Genomic DNA, 18,319 nt, shown 5'->3' with positions numbered 1-18,319 from the left:
ACGCGGATCGTCCGGGCCCGGCGTCGGGGGATCAGCTGGCGCCGAGGTCGGTGAGCGCCTTGTCCGCGCCGCGGTGCAGCTTCACCGGGTCGGTCTTGCGGGCGTTCGCCAGGTCGATGCCCTTGGCGGCCGGGTTGGCCTGGGCGAGGGCGTCCTTCTTGTCGAAGACCGTCTTCGTGATCGCGCAGGCCACGTTGGCGTCGAGGTTGTCGCGCACCAGCAGCACGTTGGGCACCACGATGGTCGGGGTGTCGGCCGCCGTCCTGTACACGTCCTTGCCGATCGTGCCCGCCTGGTACGCCGGGTTCAGCTCGGTCATCTTCGGCAGCAGCGGGCTGATGTCGATGAACTTGACCTTGTCGCCGGCCGTGGTGAAGAGGTCGGTGACGCCGCCGGTGGGCACCCCGCCGGACCAGAAGAAGCCGTCGATGCTGCCGTCCTTCATACCGTCGACGGTCTTGGTCAGGTCGAGCCGCTGCGCCTGGATGTCCTTGGCCGGGTCGAGGCCGGCGGCGGTGAGCAGCCGGTTGGCGATCACCTCGGTGCCCGACTTGGGCGAGCCGGTGGAGATCTTCTTGCCCTTCATGTCGGCCACCGAGGTGATCCCCGCGTCGGCCCGCACGACCACCTGGGTGTAGTTGTCGTAGATCCGGGCCAGCGCCTGCACCGGCTGCGGGGCGGTGAAGGTGCCCTTGCCCTGCACCGCGTTGACCGCGGTGTCGAAGAGCGAGAAGGCGACGTCGTACTGGCCGGCGACGAGCTGCTCGATGTTCTGCACCGAGGCGCCGGTCTCGGCGGCGGTGCCGGTGAGCTTGCCGCCGGTGGCCCCGGAGAGCTGCCCGGCGAGCGCGTTGCCGACGACGTAGTAGACGCCGGTGGCGTTGCCGGTGGCGATGCCGACCCGGGTGTCCTTGGTGACCTTGCAGGTGATCTCGCTGGCGGCGTCGTCCTTCGCTGCCCCGTCCTGACGGCCCCCGCACCCGGCGGCGCCCGCCGCGATCAGGGCCAGCGCCCCGACGCCCGCAGCGATCCGCACGTTGATCCGTCTCACTCTTTCTCCTCCCGATGGTCCACCAGTTGGGTCGTCGCCGACGCGGTACCGGCCCGATCGGCCGCCGCGCGTCGGAGAAGCACACCCGCGACGGTCAGGGCGGCCAGAACGGCCCCGACGGTGACGGGTACGGGTTCGAGCCAGAGCAGCACCAGCCCGGCGATCGCGCCGAGGATCCGCTCCGGCACGCCGGCCGGGCCCACCCCGGGCAGCCAGCCGCCGGCGGCCACCGCGAGCAGGGCGACGCCGCACGCGGAGAGCAGGCCGGCGACCGCGATCCGGCCCACCCCGCCGATGCCGAGCAGCCCGAGGCCGGTCGGCGTGACCACGAAGGCCAGCGGGATGAGGTACGCGGGCAGCGCGTACCGCAGGGTCTGCCACATGGTCGGGACCAGCCGGCCGCCGGTCACTGCGGCGGCCGCCACGGCGGCCAGCGCGGTCGGCGGCGAGACCTCGGAGAGCACCGCGAAGTAGAAGACGAACATCGCCGCGGCGGGCGCGGTGACGCCGAGGTTGAGCAGGGCCGGACCGATGATCACCCAGCCGATGACGAAGGAGGCGGTGACCGGTACGGCCAGGCCGAGCAGGGTGAGCGCCACGGCGGCGAGCAGGGCGGTGAGCGCCAGCACCACGGCCGGTTCGGAGCTGACCGCCTGGGCCCCGCTCACCAGCAGCGCGGCGGCCTGCGGGCCGAGGCCGGTCTTCGTGGTGGTGGCGGTGATGATGCCGGCCGCGGCGCAGACCGCGCTGACCGCGAGCACCCCGCGTACGCCGCCGCTGAGCGCCCCGACCAGCCGGGCCGGGGTGAGCCGGTGCCGCCGGTCCAGGAAGGACAGCGCGGCGGCGAGGACGGTGGCGACCACCACGGCCCGGGTGGCCGAGGCGCCGGTGGCCAGCACGACGACGATCACGATGAGGGAGAGGAAGTGGTAGCCGAAGCGGGCCAGCAGCCGCCACGCCGAACTGGTGGCGATCACCACCGGACGTACCCCGGAGCGCCGCGCGTCGATCTCCACCGAGAGCAGGATGCCCAGGTAGTAGAGGATCGTCGGCACGGTGGCCCAGCCGAGCACCCGCAGGTAGGAGACGCCCAGGTACTCGGCGATGATGAAGGCGGCGGCGCCCAGCGTGGGCGGGGAGAGGATCGCCCCGACGCCCGCGGCGGCGAGCATGCCGCCGGCCCGTTCCGGCGGGTAGCCGGCGCGGCGCAGGATCGGCCAGGTGACCGCGCCGATGCTGACCGTGGTGGCCGCGCCGGAGCCGGAGACGGTGCCGAGCAGGAAGCCGGAGGCGACCGCGGTCCGCCCGGGGGCGGTGCGGGAGCGGCGGAACGCGGCAGCGGACAGTTCGACGAAGAAGCGGCCCGCGCCGGAGAGGTCGAGCACCGCGCCGTAGATGGTGAACAGCACGATGTACGAGGCGGCCACGTCGAGCGGGGTGCCGTAGAAGCCACTGTCGGAGTTGTAGAACGCGTCGACCAGTTGGCCGAAGTCGAGCCCGGCGTGCGCCACCGGCCAGGACTGCGGCAGCAGTCCGCCGTAGTAGCCGTAGCCGAGGAAGAGCAGGCAGACCGCGGGCAGGATCCACCCGGTGGTGCGTCGGCACGCCTCCAGCAGCAACAGCAGCAGCACGGTGCCCATCGCCACGTCGACCGGGTCCAGCAGGCCCTGCCGGTCGAGGAAGGCGTCGTACCCGCCGCCGCCCGCGCCGACGGTCACCGGCAGCACCGGGTAGAGGCAGCTCACCAGCGCCGCCAGCGCGAGCAGCCAGTCGACCGGGGTGGGCCCGCCAAGCCGCGCCGCCGGCTCGTCCGCCGCCGGTCCGCCCACCCGCCGCCGGGGCAGCCGGACCCCCGAGGGGTACGCCAGGAAGACCATCGGCAGCACGCCGGCCAGGAAAATGATCAGGTAGTACTTGCTGCCCTGCGGCAGCGGGAAGAAGACCTGCCAGAGGGCGAGCAGCGCGATGGCGACGGTGCCGCCGGTGAAGAGCAGCCCGACCGGTCCGGCCAGCACCCGGCCCGGTTTCTCGTCCTCGAACTGGGCGGCCAGTTCCCGGGTGTCGTGGTGCGCCGGGCCCGGCCCGTCGTCGGCCCAGGACGGGTCCGCCGCCGTGCCCTCGTCCGGCGGTAGCGGCACCGACGCGGGGTCCACATCGGACGCCGGGTCGGGCGTTCCGGCGGGCCGGGGCGTCGAAGGGGGGCCCTCGGAGGAGCGAACGGGCGACACGAGGGGGCACGATACGCGAATCGCTTGCACGATGGGAACATTGCCGAATGTGATTGCGGAACGTGACGAGAATCGTTCGACAATTACTCAGAGCACCTTTATTCAGAGCAGTTTTCACGAAGCCTGGGAGAAAGGTGCAGTTCACTTCTTGAATCATGTGCCGTCCGAAAACGATCTGTCCACTATGTACGTAAGATCCCCGGGTGGCCGGGCTACTCGGCCGGCTACCTGGTGAACACTCAGCGTAGCGGTGGTGACTGTCCGTGACGGGTGAGCCGGCTCCCGGTCAACCGGTCGGACGGTGTCGGACCCGGCCGCTAGGGTCGACCGATGACCAGTGCTGAGCCACTCATCCGGGCGCGAGGGCTGGTGAAGCGGTTCGGCGACTTCACCGCCGTCGACGGCATCGACGTCGAGGTACGCCCCGGTGAGGCCTTCGGTTTCCTCGGGCCCAACGGCGCCGGCAAGTCCTCCACGATGCGGATGGTCGGCTGCGTCTCCCCGCCGTCCGGGGGCGAGTTGCGGATCCTCGGCATGGACCCGGTCCGCGACGGGCCCGCGATCCGCGCTCGACTGGGTGTCTGCCCACAGCTCGACAGCCTCGATCCCGAGCTGACCGTCCGGGAGAACCTCACCACCTACGCCCGCTACTTCGGCGTCCCCCGCCGGGTGGCCCGCGAACGGGCCGCCGAGCTGCTCGACTTCGTCCAGCTCACCGAGCGGGCGGAGAGCAAGGTGGAGCCGCTCTCCGGTGGCATGAAGCGTCGCCTCACCATCGCCCGCGCCCTGGTCAACAATCCGGAGATCGTGCTCCTCGACGAGCCCACCACCGGGCTCGACCCGCAGGCGCGGCACCTGGTCTGGGAGCGGCTGTTCCGGCTCAAGCAGCAGGGCGTCACGCTGGTGCTCACCACCCACTACATGGACGAGGCCGAGCAGCTCTGCGACCGGCTGGTGGTGATGGACGGTGGTCGGATCGTGGCCGAGGGGTCGCCACGTGCCCTCATCGAGGCGCACTCCACCCGCGAGGTGGTGGAGCTGCGCTTCCTCGCCGATTCGCAGGAGGCGTTCGCCGGCAAGCTGGACGGGCTCGGTGAGCGGGTCGAGGTGCTGCCCGACCGCATCCTGCTCTACGTGACCGACGGAGACGCGGCGGTCGCCGAGGTCACCGCGCGCGGTCTCGTCCCGGCCGGTGTCCTGGTCCGGCGCAGCAGCCTGGAGGACGTCTTCCTCCAGCTCACCGGCCGCACCCTGGTCGACTGATCACCGGGCCCGCGCCCAGCCGGCGAAACGATCGGCCGACGCCGACGCCGTAGGGTCGCCAGCCGGCCCGGCGAGGAGCGTCATGGCCTCGCACGGCGGCGTGCCGAGGTGGCACAACGCGCGGTCCGGCACGTCCGGTAGCTCACGGTGACGACCGACCGTTCCGGCCAGCCCTGCACGCAGAGTTGCTGCCTTGTCCCACCGAGTGCGACATCGCCCGCTCGGCTCTTCGTTGAAACATGCCTGAGCTGGATAGTTGCGCCGCCCCGCCGGTGTCGGCAGATCTCCTCGCGCCACCTTTGCTCTGCTTACCTATACGCAACAGTATCGCTGTGGGTAACTGTTGCGTGTGTTTAAGCAGAGCAAAGGCGCGTGACCCGACGGGTGACCACCGTGGATCGTGACGATGAGTGAGCGGTGGCGTGGTCGTCGTGGTGGCCGTACCCGATCCCGACAACCGCCCGACTGTCACCCGGGGCTGCTAGCGTTCGCCGCCGTGTGGAGCGAAGAGATCGTGGCCGGGCGTCCGGCCTGGCGGCACAGCGGCTCGGGTGTGGTGTTCCGGGAGGTGCCGGGCGGCACGTTCCGGATGGGCCTGTCCGACGCGGAACTGGCGGCGGTACGCGCCATCGAGCGCGACGGCGGGGTGGAGGACACGCTCGAACCCTTCTTCGCCACCGCCGACGAGGCCCGGCCGGTGCGCGAGGTGCGGGTCGCACCGTTCCTGATCGCCCGGCACCCGCTGACGGTCGCGCAGGTCCGGCACTGGCTGCCCGACTACGAGGACGAGTACGCCGAGGAGGACTCCACCGTCGCCCGGATCGAGGGTGACCTGGACGACCTGCTGGCGGCCCTGCCGTTCCGGCTGCCCAGCGAGGCCGAGTGGGAGTACGCGGCCCGGGCCGGCACCACGACGCTGACCTTCCGGGGCGACGCCAAGCCCGACGAGGACCAGCTCCTCGACGACTTCGGTGACGAGGCGCGGACGGCCGCCGCCGAGAACGCGTTCGGCCTGGCGGCCATGGGCTCGGCGAACGAGATCTGCGCGGACGCGTGGATCCCCGGTTTCGCGGGTGCGCCGGCCGATGCCCGGCCCCGCCCGGGTGACGGACCCCGGACCGTACGGGGCGGCGCGGGGGATCTCCATCCGTGGCAGGGCTGCGACGAGTGGCTGCTGCTGCTGTCCGCGACCCGGTACGAGCACGCCGACTTCACCGCGGTCCGCCCGGTCGCGCCCCTGCCGTCCCGCTAGCCCTCCCGGCCGGGAGCCGGGTGGTGTCGCGGGCGGCGAATCGGCGCGACGGGCCGGCCGGCCCGCCGTAGGGTGACCGACGGCCTGTCGTACCCCCGGGGTAGGAAGGTCGGTAGGGCGACGAGCGGGGGTGGCCGGGGTGAGCGTGGCGGAGCGAGCCGGGCCGGCCGTGCCCCGGGTGCCGGCGCTGGCGGTGCTGGCGCACTACCTGGTGGGCTACCGGCGCACCTGGCGGGCGGGGGTCTTCTCCTCGTTCCTGCTGCCGGTGCTGACCGTGGTCGGCTTCGGGGTGGGCGTCGGGGCGTACGTCGACCAGGGCGTCGGTGGGCTGCCCTATCTGGACTGGCTGGTGCCCGGCCTGATCGCCTCCACCGCGCTCCAGGTCGCGGTGTCGGAGTCCACCTGGCCGGTGCACAGCAACTTCAAGTGGATCCGGACGTACCACGCCCAGACCGCCGCGCCGCTGCGGGTCGGTGACATCGTCGCCGGTCACCTGGCCTTCGTGCTGTTCCGGGTGCTCACCAGCGCCACCGCGTTCCTGCTCGTGACGGCGCTGTTCGGGGCGCTGCGCTCGCCGTGGGCACTGGTCGTCCCGGCCGTGGCCGTGCTGCTCGGGCTGGCGGTGGCCGCCCCGGTCTTCGCGTTCAGCGCCGTCGTGCCCAGCGACAGCTACCTGGCCCTGCTGTTCCGCTTCGCGGTCATCCCGATGACGCTCTTCGCCGGGGTGTTCTTCCCGGTCGAGCAGCTCCCGGCCGGGTTGCGCCAGTTGGCGTACCTGACCCCGCTCTGGCACGGGGTGGACCTCTGCCGGGCCGCCACCACGGGCGTCGCGCCCGAGTGGTCGGTCGCCGGTCACCTGCTCTACCTGGCCGCCTGGGCCGTCGCCGGCTGGCTGCTGGCGGTGCGGACGTTCCGCCGCGCACTGGTCGTCTAGGGGAGGAATCCGTGGTCGCACTCGTCCTGCCCCGGCTCGTCCGGTCCGCCGCGTTCCGCCGCGCCGCCTCGGTGGCCGAGCGCAACCTCACCTCGCTGCGCCGCGCCTACTGGCTGGTGCTGCTCTCCGGCTTCCTGGAGCCGGTGTTCTACCTCTTCTCGATCGGGGTCGGGGTGGGCGCGCTGGTCGGTGACCTCCCGCTGCCCGGGGGCCGGCTGGTCCCGTACGCGGCGTTCGTGGCCCCGGCGATGCTGGCCTCGTCGGCGATGAACGGCGCGCTCGCCGAGACCACCTTCAACTTCTTCGGGAAGATGAAGTACATGAAGCTGTACGACGGGGTCATCGCGACCCCGGTGCAGCCGTTCGAGATCGCCCTCGGCGAGCTGGGCTGGGCGATGGTCCGGGGTGGCCTCTACTCGGCGGCCTTCCTGGCGGTCATGGTGGCGATGGACCTGACCACCGCGGCCCGGGCGCTCGCCGCCTTCCCCGCTGCCGTCCTGGTGGGCTTCGCCTTCGGCGCGCTCGGCATGACCGTCGCCACCCTGATGCGCAGCTGGCAGGACTTCGACCTGATGGCGTCCGCCCAGTTCACCCTCTTCCTCTTCTCCGGCACCTTCGTCCCGGCCGAGGCCTACCCGGCGGTGCTGCGTTGGGTGGTGGAGGCGAGCCCGCTCTACCGCTCGGTGCACCTGATCCGGGGCGTCTGCGTCGGCGGGTCCGGGTAGTGGTGGCTGGCCGACGTGGCCTACCTGCTCGCGCTGACCGTCGGCATGTTGGCGCTCGCCTCCCGGCGGATGGGGCGGCTGCTCTACAAGTAGGGGGTTATCCGGCCTGGTCGGCGGGGCATGTCGGGAGGTGACGACACGCGACGACGAGGGAGGGCCGATGGCGGCCGACGAGTCTTCCGCCCGGCACGGGCGCGACCGCACCGGGCCGGTCGGTCCGGGCGAGGGGCCGGACAGCCCCACCGACCTGTCCGGCACCGGTTGGGTGGCGACGCTCAAGCGCACGGTCAAGGAGTTCCAGGACGACAGCCTGACCGACTGGGCCGCCGCGCTCACCTACTACGGGGTGCTCTCCATCTTCCCCGGCATGCTGGTGCTGATCTCGGTGCTCGGCCTGCTGGGCACGAAGGCCACCCAGGGCGTCAAGGACACGGTCGGCCAGGCGGTGCCGGAGGAGAACATCCGGAAGATCATCGAGACCGCGATCGACCAGGCCGGCGCCTCCGGCGGGCTGGCCAGCATCGCCGCGATCATCGGTCTGCTGGCCGCGTTCTGGTCCGCCTCCGGCTACGTGGCCGCCTTCATGCGCGCCTCGAACAGCATCTACGACGTGCCGGAGGGGCGGCCGGTCTGGAAGACCCTGCCGATCCGGCTCGGGGTGACCGCGGTGATCGGCGTGCTGCTGCTGGCCAGCGCGGTGATCGTGGTCTTCACCGGCGGGCTCGCCGAGCAGGCCGGCAACGCCATCGGGATCGGCTCGACCGCGCTGACGGTGTGGAACATCGCCAAGTGGCCGGTGCTGCTGATCCTGGTCAGCCTGATGTTCGCGATCCTCTACTGGGCCTCGCCCAACGCCCGGCACGGCGGCTTCCGCTGGGTCAGCCCCGGCGGCATCCTCGCCGTGCTGATCTGGGTGGCGATCTCCGGCCTGTTCGCCCTGTACGTCAGCAACTTCGCCTCGTACAACAAGACCTACGGGGCGCTGGCCGGCGTGATCGTCTTCCTGGTCTGGCTCTGGCTGAGCAACATCGCCATCCTGCTCGGCGCGGAGTTCGACGCCGAATTGGAGCGCAGCCGCGCCATCGCGGCGGGGCACCCCGCCGACGAGGAGCCGTACGTCGAGCTGCGCGACGACCGCAAGCTCAAGAAGAAGCACAACGCGGCCGGCAGCCGCTGACCTGACGCCGTCGGATCGCCCCGTCGTGCCCCCGGGCGCGGCGGGGCGATCCGTGTCCGGGGCGGAACTTTTCTTGATCCACTGCTGACTTTTGCTTCATGAGACAAAAGTTCAGTCGGAATCGGCCGAAGCTATGGACAGGTGAATCGGAAGGCTCCTACTGTGTCGGGCACGACACATCGGCGTTCCGTCGATGTGACCGACTCCGATGCGAGGTGAGTCCCGGTGCGGACCGGAGATCCCCTGCACGTACGGCTCCTGCGGTTGCTGCGCGACGAGGGCGCGGTGTCCCGGGCCGAGCTGGGCGACCGGCTCCAGATGCCCCGCCCGCGCCTGGTGGCCGAGGTGGAACGGCTGGTCGGCCTCGGCTACGTCGCCGAGGCGGGACTGGCCGCCTCCCGGGGCGGGCGCCGCTCCACCCTGGTCGAGTTGAACCCGCGGCTGCGCTTCGCCGCCGTCGACCTCGGCGCCAGCTCGATCGACGTCGAGGTGGTGAACGGCCGCCTCGAACCCGTGGCCGCGTACGCCGAGCCGGCCGACATCCGCTCCGGCCCGAAGGTGACGCTCCAGCGGGTCAACGAGCTGCTGCACAAGGCCCGGGCGGACGGCGCGTACGAGCGGCTGGACGCGGTGGGCGTGGGCGTGCCCGGTCCGGTGAGCTTCCGCGACGGGGTGCCGGTGTCGCCGCCGATCATGCCGGGCTGGGACCGTTTCCCGGTCCGTGAGCTGCTGACCCGCGAGCACGGCTGCCCGTCCGTGGTGGACAACGACGTCAACATCATGGCGATCGGTGAGCGGCACGGCGGCGTCGCGCACTCGGTGGACGACTTCCTCTTCGTCAAGATCGGCACCGGGATCGGCTGCGGCATCTACCTCAACGGCGAGGTCTACCGGGGCACCGACGGCTGTGCCGGGGACATCGGGCACATCCAGGTCGACCCGAACGGGCCGATGTGCTCCTGCGGCAACCTCGGCTGCCTGGAGGCGGTGTTCAGTGGGGCCGCGCTGGCCCGGGAGGCCACCGCCGTCGCCCGTACCGAGGCGTCCCCGGCCCTGGCGGAACGGCTGGCCGCCCGGGGCGCGGTGACCGCGCTCGACGTCGCCCAGGCGGCGACCGAGGGGGACGTCACCTGCATCCGGCTCATCCGCGACGGCGGCCGGCGGGTCGGTGGCGTGCTGGCCGGCCTGGTCAGCTTCACCAACCCGTCCATGATCGTCATCGGCGGCGGCCTGGCCCAGCTCGGCCACATCCTGCTCGCCGAGATCCGCAGCGTGGTCTACCGCCGCTCGCTGCCGCTGGCCACCGGCAACCTGCCGGTGGTCCTCTCCGAACTCGGCCCGCGCGCCGGGGTCGCCGGAGCCGCCGTGCTGGCCAGCGAACTCGCCTTCGGGGAGGCGGCATGACCGGCACCGTCGCGGGGGAGGTGGTCCTGCGCCTCACCGACGTGGTCAAGACCTTCCCCGGCGTACGCGCGCTGGACGGGGTGGGGCTGGAGGTGCGCGCCGGCGAGGTGCACTGCCTGCTCGGGCAGAACGGCGCCGGCAAGTCCACCCTGATCAAGGTGCTCGCCGGCGTGCACCGGCCGGACTCCGGGGAGGTGCGCTGGCGCGGCGAACCGGTCGCCTTCGCCGACCCACAGGCCGCCATGCGCGCCGGCATCGCCACCATCTACCAGGAACTCGACCTCGTCGAGGACCTCTCGGTGGCGGAGAACGCCTTCCTCGGCCACGAGCCGCGCCGGCTCGGCTTCATCCGACGCGGTCACACCGCCCGCCGGACCCGGGAGATCCTCGCCCGCCTCGGGCACGCCGAGATCCCGCCGCACCGCCTGGTCCGCGCCCTGCCGGCGGCCGGCAAGCAGGTGGTCAGCATGGCCCGGGCGCTCTCCCACGAGGCGCGCCTGATCATCATGGACGAGCCGAGCGCGGTGCTGGCCCACGACGAGGTGGCCAACCTGTTCCGGATCGTCCGCGAGCTGACCGCCCAGGGCATCGCGGTGGTCTACATCTCGCACCGGCTCGCGGAGATCCGCGAGATCGGCGACCGGGTGACCGTACTCAAGGACGGCCGGACCACGGCGGCGAACCTGCCGGCGCGCGACACCCCGACCCGTGACCTGGTCGCCCGGATGACCGGCCGGAGCATCGAGTACGTCTTCCCGGCGCGGCCCACCGCCGCCCCGACCGGCGCGGAGCTGTTGCGGGTGGACGGGCTGACCCGCGCCGGCGAGTTCGCCGACGTGTCCCTGACCGTCGGCGCCGGGGAGATCGTCGGCATCGCCGGGCTGGTCGGCTCCGGCCGCTCCGAGCTGCTGGAGACGATCTACGGCGCCCGCCGGGCCGAGGCGGGGACCGTCCGGATGGCCGGTCGGGCGCTGCGTCCGGGCAGCGTCGGCGCGGCGGTCCGGGCCGGCCTGGGGATGGCCCCCGAGGAGCGCAAGAGCCAGGCGCTGCTGCTCGACGAGCCGGTGCACCGCAACGTCACACTCGCCACCTTCGGCCGGTACGCCCGCGCCGGCCTCACCGACACCGGCCGGGAGCGTGCCGAGGCCGAGCGGATCGCCGAGCGCCTCGACCTGCGCCCCCGCGACGTACGCCGCCCGGTGCGCACCCTCTCCGGCGGCAACCAGCAGAAGGTGGTGGTCGGGCGCTGGCTGCTCGGCGACACCCGGCTGCTCCTGCTCGACGAGCCGACCCGGGGCGTGGACGTCGGGGCCCGGGCCGAGCTCTACCAGGTGATCCGGGGCCTCGCCGATCGTGGCGTCGGCGTGCTGCTGGTCTCCAGCGAGGTGCCCGAGGTGCTCGGCCTGGCCGACCGGGTGCTGGTGATGCGGGAGGGCCGGATCGTCCGCACCGCCCCGGCCGCCGACCTCGACGAGAACACCGTGCTCGACCTCGTGATGGCGGGGTCCCTGATGGAAGGCGCACCGGCATGAGCGACCGCCCGCCCACCACCACCGCGCCGCAGCCCGCCGCGGCCCTGCCCGCGCAGTCCCCGCCGGTCGACCCGGCCGCGCGGCCCGGGCAGCGGGTCGCCCCGGCCGGCCGGCTCTCCTGGTGGCACGGCGACCAGGGCGAGGGCGCCCGGCGCAACCTGGCCCTGATCGGGGTGCTGGTCGCGCTGATCGTGATCGGCGCGCTCACCCGCTCCGACCTCTACACCGACCCGGACTGGGTCTGGGACAACGTGCTCAGCATCCTCAAGCTGGCCTCCGTGGTCGGCGTGGTCACCGTCGGGATGACCTTCGTGATCATCGGGGGTGGCATCGACCTGTCGGTGGGGGCGATCGTGGCGCTGGCCGGGGTCTGGTGCACCACCGTGGCGACGCAGAGCTACGGCGCGGCCGGCATGGTCTTCAGCGCGCTCACCGTCGGCGTCGCCGTCGGGCTGGTCAACGGGGTGCTCATCGCGTACGGGCGGCTGGTGCCGTTCATCGCCACCCTGGCGATGCTGGTCGCCGCCCGGGGCCTGGCCGCGCAGATCTCCGGCAAGCAGACGCAGGTCTCCACCAACGACGTGATCAACGGGATCGCCAGCACCAACCTGCTCGGCGTACCGCTGCTGGTCTTCATCCTCGCCGCCGTGGTCGCGGCCGGCTGGGTGCTGCTCAACCGGACCACCTTCGGCCGCCGGACCGTCGCCGTCGGCGGCAACCCGGAGGCGGCCCGGCTGGCCGGCATCGACGTCCGGCGGCACACCGTGCTGCTCTACGCGCTGTCCGGGCTGTGCTGCGGCATCGCGGCCATCATGCTCACCGCCCAGGCCACCTCGGCGCAGGCCGCGATGGCGAACCTCTACGAGCTGGACGCGATCGCCGCGGCGATCATCGGCGGCACGCTGCTCAGCGGCGGGCGGGGCACCATCATCGGTTCCCTGCTCGGGGTGGTCATCTTCGCCACCATCACCAACCTCTTCGCCATCAACGGCCTCACCACCGAGGCCCAGAACATGGTCAAGGGCGGCATCATCGTCGCCGCCGTCCTGGTCCAGCAGGTGCAGTTCCGCAGCCTCACCCAGTTCCTCGCCCGCAACCGGGCGACCACCGCCTGACCCCACCGGAGCCGACCGGCCGCCGTCACCCGACGGTGGTCCGGCCCTCCGCGCCCCGGAGCACCCACACCCACACCACCACACCACCTCATCCAGGAGGCCGTCATGACCACTCAGGGTCGCGACCTGTCGCGCCGCGGTCTGCTCTTCGGCGGGGCCGCCGTCGGCGCCGGCGTGCTGCTCGCCGGCTGCACCAGCAACGAGACCGCACCCACCGCCGCCCAGACCAAGGCGGCCCCGGCGGGCGGCAACAACGAGCCCGGCAAGAAGGTGACGATCGGCTTCTCCGCGCCGGCCGCCGACCACGGCTGGATCGCCGCCATCACCAACAACGCCAAGGCGCAGGCCGCGGCGTACCCCGACGTGGAGCTGAAGACCGTGGAGGCCGGCGCGGACGCGGCGGCCCAGCGGGCGGCGCTGTCCACCCTGATCTCCCAGAAGCCCGACGTGATCGTGCTGCTGCCGCACGACGGCAAGGAGCTGAACGCGTTCGGCCTGGAGGCCATGAAGGCCGGCATCCCGGTGGTCAACCTGGACCGGGCGTTCCCCGACGCGAAGGCGTACCGCTTGCAGATCAAGGGGGACAACTACGGCATGGGCGTGGCCGCCGCCACGTACATCACCGAGCAGCTCAAGGCGAAGGGCGTGAGCAACCCGGTGATCGCCGAGATCGCCGGCATGGACGAGCTGGAGCTGACCCAGGAACGGTCGAAGGGCTTCGCCGACACGCTGGCCCAGGCCGGGCTGAAGGTGGCCAACCGGCGGGCCGCGCGGTTCACCGCCGACTCGGGCCAGCAGGAGGCGGCGCAGCTGCTCCAGGCGCTGCCGAAGCTCGACGCGCTCTGGAACCACGACGACGACCAGGGCATCGGGGTGCTCGCCGCCGTCGCCCAGGCCAACCGCAAGGAGTTCTTCATGGTCGGCGGGGCCGGCTCGAAGAAGGCCATCGAGGACATCCAGGCCGACCGGACGGTACTCAAGGCCACCGTCACCTACAGCCCGTCGATGGCCTCCTCGGCCATCTCCCTCGCCCGCCTGATCGGGCAGGGCAAGGGCCTGTCCGACCTGGTGGAACTCCAGGTACCGAAGGAGATCGTGCTCGCCTCCGAGACGATCACCAAGGAGAACGCGGGCGACTACCTGAAGCTCGGGTTCTGACACACGGGGGGAGACCCACCTTGTCCAGTCACGACAGACTCCTGCGGGTCGGCATGGTCGGCTACGCGTTCATGGGGGCCGCGCACTCGCAGGCGTGGCGCACCGTGAACCGGGTGTACGACCTGCCGGCGCGGGTGCGGATGGCGCTCGTCTGCGGCCGCGACGAGCCGAAGGTGGCCGCCGCCGCGGACCGGCTCGGCTGGGCCGGGTACACCACCGACTGGCGGCGGCTCGTCGAGTCCGACGACGTCGACGTGGTCGACGTCTGCACCCCGGGGGACAGCCACTGCGAGATCACCCTCGCCGCGCTGGCCGCCGGCAAGCACGTGCTCTGCGAGAAGCCGCTGGCCAACAGCGTGGACGAGGCCCGGGAGATGGTGGCGGCCGCCGAACGCGCCCGGGCCGACGGCGTACGCGCGATGTGCGGGTTCAACTACCGGCGGGTGCCCGCGGTGGCGCTGATGCGGCGGTTCGTCGCCGACGGGCGGCTCGGCGAGATCCGGCACGTCCGCGCGGTGTACCTCCAGGACTGGATCGTGGACCCGCAGTTCCCGCTGGTCTGGCGGCTCCAGAAGGACCGGGCGGGCTCCGGCGCGCTGGGCGACATCGGCGCGCACATCATCGATCTCACCCAGTACGTCACCGGCCGGCGGATCAGCGGCGTCAGCGCGTTGACCGAGACCTTCGTCAAGGAGCGGCCGCTGCCGGCCGGGTCCAGCGGGCTGGCGGCGCAGGCCGGCGGCAACGGGCACGGCACCGGACCGGTGACCGTGGACGACGCCGCCGTCTTCGTCGCCCGGCTGGAGGGCGGCGTGCTGGCCACGTACGAGGCGAGCCGCTTCGCCACCGGCCGCAAGAACGCGCTGCGGGTGGAGGTCAACGGCTCCCGGGGCACCCTGGTCTTCGACCTGGAACGCCTCAACGAGCTGGAGTTCTACGACGCCGACCGGCCGGTGACCGAGCAGGGCTTCAGCCGGATCCTGGTGACCGAGCCGGAGCACCCGTACCTGGCCGCCTGGTGGCCGCCCGGCCACCTGATCGGCTACGAGCACTCCTTCACCCACCAGATGCGCGACTTCGTCGAGGCGGTCGCCAGCGGCACCGACCCGACGCCCTCGTTCGCCGACGCGTTGCAGGTCCAACTGGTCCTGGACGCGGTGACCCGTTCCGCCGAGCGGGGCGCCTGGACGGAGGTGGAGCCCGTCCTGGCCACCGTGTGAGCGCCGGCGCCCCGCCCGACGGGGCGCCCCACCACCACACCCGTCGGCGGCAGACGCCGTCCGACCAGGGCGTCCCGGCGTCGGCCGGCGAGGACCCGCCGCGGATTGCGCCCCGCGGCGGGGACGGGGCCGGCCCGGGACGCGTGCCACCGGTCTCCGGCCCGGCACGACCAGCACGGCCGTCCGGTGCGGCCGGACCGGGATTCCCCGGCCGCACCGGACCGACCGTGGCCCCGCCACCCCACCTCGACAGGTGACCGTCGCCGCAACCTCCGGCGGTCACGGCCGGCCGGTCTCCCACCCGGCGGCCCGCGCAGCATCCCCCGCTCCGGCATCCGGCGCGCCTCCGCGCGCCCGACCCTGGCCGTCCGCCTCCGGAAGGGACAGCAGACGCATGTCTCACCACCCCCATCCCCACCTCCGCCCCGCCCGACGATGGCTGTCCGCCGGCTCCGCGCTGCTGCTCGCGGCCGCCGCCGGCGCGGTGGCCCTGACCGCGGCGCCCGTCCCGGCGTCCGCGCACACCATCACCGCCGCCGACTTCCAGCAGGTCGAACTGGCCCGAGGCGTCGCCGAGACCGGCGAGCCGATGTCGCTGGCCGTGCTGCCCGACCGCTCCGTCCTGCACACCGCCCGCAACGGCACCCTGCGCCGCACCGACGCCGCCGGCACCACCACCGTGGTCGGCACCCTCGCCGTCTACACCCACGACGAGGAGGGGTTGCAGGGCGTCGGCGTCGACCCCGGTTTCGCCACCAACCGGCAGATCTACCTCTACTACGCGCCGCCGCTCTCGACACCCACCGGTGACGCCCCCGCCACCGGCACCGACTTCTCCGCCTGGCAGGGCGTCAACCGGCTCTCCCGGTTCACGCTCAACGCCGACTTCACCCTCAACCAGGCGAGCCGGGTCGACGTCCTCGACGTGCCCGCCGACCGGGGACTCTGCTGCCACGTCGGTGGGGACATCGACTTCGACGCGGCCGGCAACCTCTACCTCTCCACCGGCGACGACACCAACCCGTTCGACTCCGCCGGCTACGCCCCGCTGGACGAGCGGACCAACCGCAACCCCGGCTACGACGCCCAGCGCAGCGCCGGCAACACCAACGACCTGCGCGGCAAGATCCTGCGGATCAAGGTGAACGCGGACGGCTCGTACGGCATCCCGGCCGGCAACCTCTTCCCGGTCGGCACCGCGAAGACCCGCCCGGAGATCTACGCGATGGGCTTCCGCAACCCGTTCCGGATGAGCGTGGACAAGGCCACCGGCATCGTCTACGTCGGTGACTACGGGCCGGACGCCGGCACCAGCTCCGCCCGGGGCCCGTCCGGGCAGGTCGAGTTCGACCGGGTCACCGGCCCCGGCAACTACGGCTGGCCGTACTGCACCGGCACCAACACCGCCGCCGAGACGTACGCCGAGTGGGACTTCGCGGCCGGCACCGCCGGGGCGAAGTACAACTGCACGGGCGGCCCCACCAACAACTCGTTCCGTAACACCGGCCAGGGCACCCTGCCGGGCGCGAAACCCGCCTGGATCCGGTACGGCGGCGACGCCGGCAGCCCGCCCGAGTTCGGCGGCGGCTCCGAGTCGCCGATGGCCGGCCCGGTCTACCGGTACGACGCCGCCTCCACCTCCACCACGAAGTTCCCGCAGTCCTTCGACGGGCAGTTCTTCGCCACCGAGTTCGGTCGCGGCTGGATCAAGCCGATCCACCTGAACGCCGACGGCTCACCCGGCACCATCGACGCCTTTCCGTGGACCGGCAAGCAGGTGATGGACTCGGCGTTCGGGCCCGACGGGTCCTACTACGTGCTCGACTACGGCACCGGCTACTTCAACGGTGACGCCAACTCGGCGCTCTACCGCTTCGACTACGTCGGCGGCGGCAACCGCGCCCCGGTCGCCAAGGCGGCGGCCGACAAGACGTCCGGGGTCGCGCCGCTGACCGTGGCGTTCTCCTCGGCCGGGTCGGCGGACCCCGACGGCGGGGCGCTGACCTGGTCGTGGGCGTTCGGGGACGGCGGCACCAGCACCGCCGCCAACCCGTCGCACACCTACACCAGCAACGGCACGTACACCGCGACGCTGACCGTCCGCGACCCGCAGGGCGCGACCGGCACCGCGAGCGTGGTGATCAGCGTCGGCAACACCGCGCCCACGGTCACCGTCACCAGCCCCGGCAACGGCCAGCTCTTCTCCTTCGGCGACACGGTGCCGTTCGGCATCACGGTCACCGACCCGGAGGACGGCGCGATCGACTGCGCCAAGGTCAAGATGACCTACGTGCTCGGCCACGACCAGCACGGCCACCAGATCACCTCGGCCACCGGCTGCACCGGCTCGATCAGCATCCCGGTCGACGGCGAGCACGACGACGCGGCGAACATCTTCGCCATCTTCGACGCCGAGTACACCGACGCGGGCGGCCTCACCACCCACACCCAGCAGACCCTCCAACCCCGGCACCGCCAGGCGGAACACTTCAAGACCTCGTCGGGGATCAACACCTTCGACAAGGCCACCGCCGAGGGCGGCAAGACCGTCGGCGACATCAACAACGGCGACTGGATCGCGTTCCAGCCGTACCAGCTGGGCAACGTCACCTCGTTCAGCGCCCGGGTCTCCTCCGCCGGAGCCGGCGGCACCCTCCAGATCCGGGCCGGGTCGGCCACCGGGGCGGTGCTCGGCTCGGCCACCGTGCCGGTCACCGGCGCCTGGGACGCCTTCACCACCGTCACCGGCACCGTCTCCGGCGCGCCCGCCGGCACCACCACGCTCTACCTCACCTTCGCCGGCAGCGGCACCGGGGCGCTCTACGACGTGGACTCGTTCACCTTCACCACGTCGAGCGTGCGCACCGGGCCGGTCAAGGGACTCGCCGGCAAGTGCCTGGACGTCCGCAACGCCGCCACCGCCGACGGCACCCAGGTGCAGCTCTACACCTGCAACGGCACCGGGGCGCAGAGCTGGACGGTGACCCCCGGCTCGACGATCAGGGCGCTCGGCAAGTGCCTCGACGTCTCCGGCGGCGGCACCGCCGACGGCACGAAGATCCAGCTCTGGACCTGCAACGGGACCGGAGCGCAGAACTGGTCCGCCCAGGCCGACGGCACGGTCCGCAACCCGCAGTCCGACAAGTGCCTCGACGTCAGCGGCAACAACTCCGCCGACAGCACCCCCGTACACCTGTGGACCTGCACCGCCGCCGCCAACCAGAAGTGGACCCTGCCCTGATCCGGACGGGACGGGCCCG

General features: G+C 72.4%; 12 protein-coding genes and 1 pseudogene. 11 read left to right on the top strand and 2 right to left on the bottom strand.

Annotated features, from left to right (window positions below):
* Positions 1-31: 31 nt before the first annotated feature.
* Both GA0070611_RS15565 and GA0070611_RS15560 read right to left on the bottom strand, forming a co-directional pair.
* Entirely contained in the window at positions 32-1,051 is a 1,020-nt protein-coding gene (locus GA0070611_RS15565) for a TAXI family TRAP transporter solute-binding subunit (RefSeq protein WP_091664757.1), read from the bottom strand.
* Entirely contained in the window at positions 1,048-3,189 is a 2,142-nt protein-coding gene (locus tag GA0070611_RS15560) for a TRAP transporter permease (protein ID WP_407940373.1), read from the bottom strand. The genes GA0070611_RS15565 and GA0070611_RS15560 overlap by 4 nt, the downstream gene beginning before the upstream one ends.
* 420 nt (positions 3,190-3,609) lie before the next feature.
* Here GA0070611_RS15560 and GA0070611_RS15555 point away from each other — a divergent pair, with 420 nt between their 5' ends.
* From GA0070611_RS15555 to GA0070611_RS15505, 11 genes and pseudogenes are all read left to right on the top strand, one after another.
* The gene (locus GA0070611_RS15555) at positions 3,610-4,542 is read left to right on the top strand and encodes an ABC transporter ATP-binding protein (protein WP_091664753.1); all 933 of its coding nucleotides are present in this window, start codon (positions 3,610-3,612) and stop codon (positions 4,540-4,542) included.
* Between the two features lie 496 nt (positions 4,543-5,038).
* A complete protein-coding gene (locus tag GA0070611_RS15550; protein WP_091664751.1) occupies positions 5,039-5,794 on the top strand; it encodes a formylglycine-generating enzyme family protein in 756 nt (251 codons plus the stop codon).
* A gap of 139 nt (positions 5,795-5,933) precedes the next feature.
* Positions 5,934-6,728, top strand: a complete 795-nt coding sequence (locus tag GA0070611_RS15545) for an ABC transporter permease (protein WP_231921137.1) — start codon at positions 5,934-5,936, stop codon at positions 6,726-6,728.
* 11 nt (positions 6,729-6,739) lie between these two features.
* A pseudogene (locus GA0070611_RS15540) lies at positions 6,740-7,546 on the top strand (ABC transporter permease).
* Between the two features lie 67 nt (positions 7,547-7,613).
* Positions 7,614-8,630: a YihY/virulence factor BrkB family protein gene (locus tag GA0070611_RS15535; RefSeq protein ID WP_091664746.1), complete on the top strand. Its 1,017-nt coding sequence runs from the start codon at positions 7,614-7,616 to the stop codon at positions 8,628-8,630.
* Positions 8,631-8,855: 225 nt separating this feature from the next.
* On the top strand, positions 8,856-10,034 hold the full coding sequence (locus GA0070611_RS15530; protein ID WP_091664744.1) for an ROK family protein: 1,179 nt from the start codon (positions 8,856-8,858) through the stop codon (positions 10,032-10,034).
* On the top strand, positions 10,031-11,566 hold the full coding sequence (locus GA0070611_RS15525) for a sugar ABC transporter ATP-binding protein (protein ID WP_091664742.1): 1,536 nt from the start codon (positions 10,031-10,033) through the stop codon (positions 11,564-11,566). The genes GA0070611_RS15530 and GA0070611_RS15525 overlap by 4 nt, the downstream gene beginning before the upstream one ends.
* Positions 11,563-12,681 (top strand): ABC transporter permease, encoded by a 1,119-nt coding sequence (locus GA0070611_RS15520; protein ID WP_091664740.1) that lies wholly within the window; start codon positions 11,563-11,565, stop codon positions 12,679-12,681. The genes GA0070611_RS15525 and GA0070611_RS15520 overlap by 4 nt, the downstream gene beginning before the upstream one ends.
* 105 nt (positions 12,682-12,786) lie before the next feature.
* Positions 12,787-13,839, top strand: coding sequence for a substrate-binding domain-containing protein (locus GA0070611_RS15515; protein WP_091664738.1), 1,053 nt, complete (start codon positions 12,787-12,789; stop codon positions 13,837-13,839).
* Positions 13,840-13,892: 53 nt separating this feature from the next.
* Positions 13,893-15,059, top strand: coding sequence for a Gfo/Idh/MocA family protein (locus tag GA0070611_RS15510; RefSeq protein ID WP_197676006.1), 1,167 nt, complete (start codon positions 13,893-13,895; stop codon positions 15,057-15,059).
* Positions 15,060-15,453: 394 nt separating this feature from the next.
* The gene (locus tag GA0070611_RS15505; RefSeq protein WP_091664734.1) at positions 15,454-18,300 is read left to right on the top strand and encodes a PQQ-dependent sugar dehydrogenase; all 2,847 of its coding nucleotides are present in this window, start codon (positions 15,454-15,456) and stop codon (positions 18,298-18,300) included.
* The last annotated feature ends 19 nt before the right edge of the window (positions 18,301-18,319 follow it).

This window comes from Micromonospora auratinigra (assembly GCF_900089595.1).
In the GTDB taxonomy this organism is placed as follows: domain Bacteria; phylum Actinomycetota; class Actinomycetes; order Mycobacteriales; family Micromonosporaceae; genus Micromonospora; species Micromonospora auratinigra.
This window is presented reverse-complemented; position numbering and strand designations above follow the sequence as displayed.

Bases quoted from the DNA above. Each gene is read 5' to 3' on its own strand.
- GA0070611_RS15555 (WP_091664753.1), top strand. From the start codon at position 3,610: ATGACCAGTGCTGAGCCACTCATCCGGGCGCGAGGGCTGGTGAAGCGG.
- GA0070611_RS15510 (WP_197676006.1), top strand. From the start codon at position 13,893: ATGGTCGGCTACGCGTTCATGGGGGCCGCGCACTCGCAGGCGTGGCGC.
- GA0070611_RS15535 (WP_091664746.1), top strand. From the start codon at position 7,614: ATGGCGGCCGACGAGTCTTCCGCCCGGCACGGGCGCGACCGCACCGGG.
- GA0070611_RS15505 (WP_091664734.1), top strand. From the start codon at position 15,454: ATGTCTCACCACCCCCATCCCCACCTCCGCCCCGCCCGACGATGGCTG.
- GA0070611_RS15525 (WP_091664742.1), top strand. From the start codon at position 10,031: ATGACCGGCACCGTCGCGGGGGAGGTGGTCCTGCGCCTCACCGACGTG.
- GA0070611_RS15515 (WP_091664738.1), top strand. From the start codon at position 12,787: ATGACCACTCAGGGTCGCGACCTGTCGCGCCGCGGTCTGCTCTTCGGC.
- GA0070611_RS15520 (WP_091664740.1), top strand. From the start codon at position 11,563: ATGAGCGACCGCCCGCCCACCACCACCGCGCCGCAGCCCGCCGCGGCC.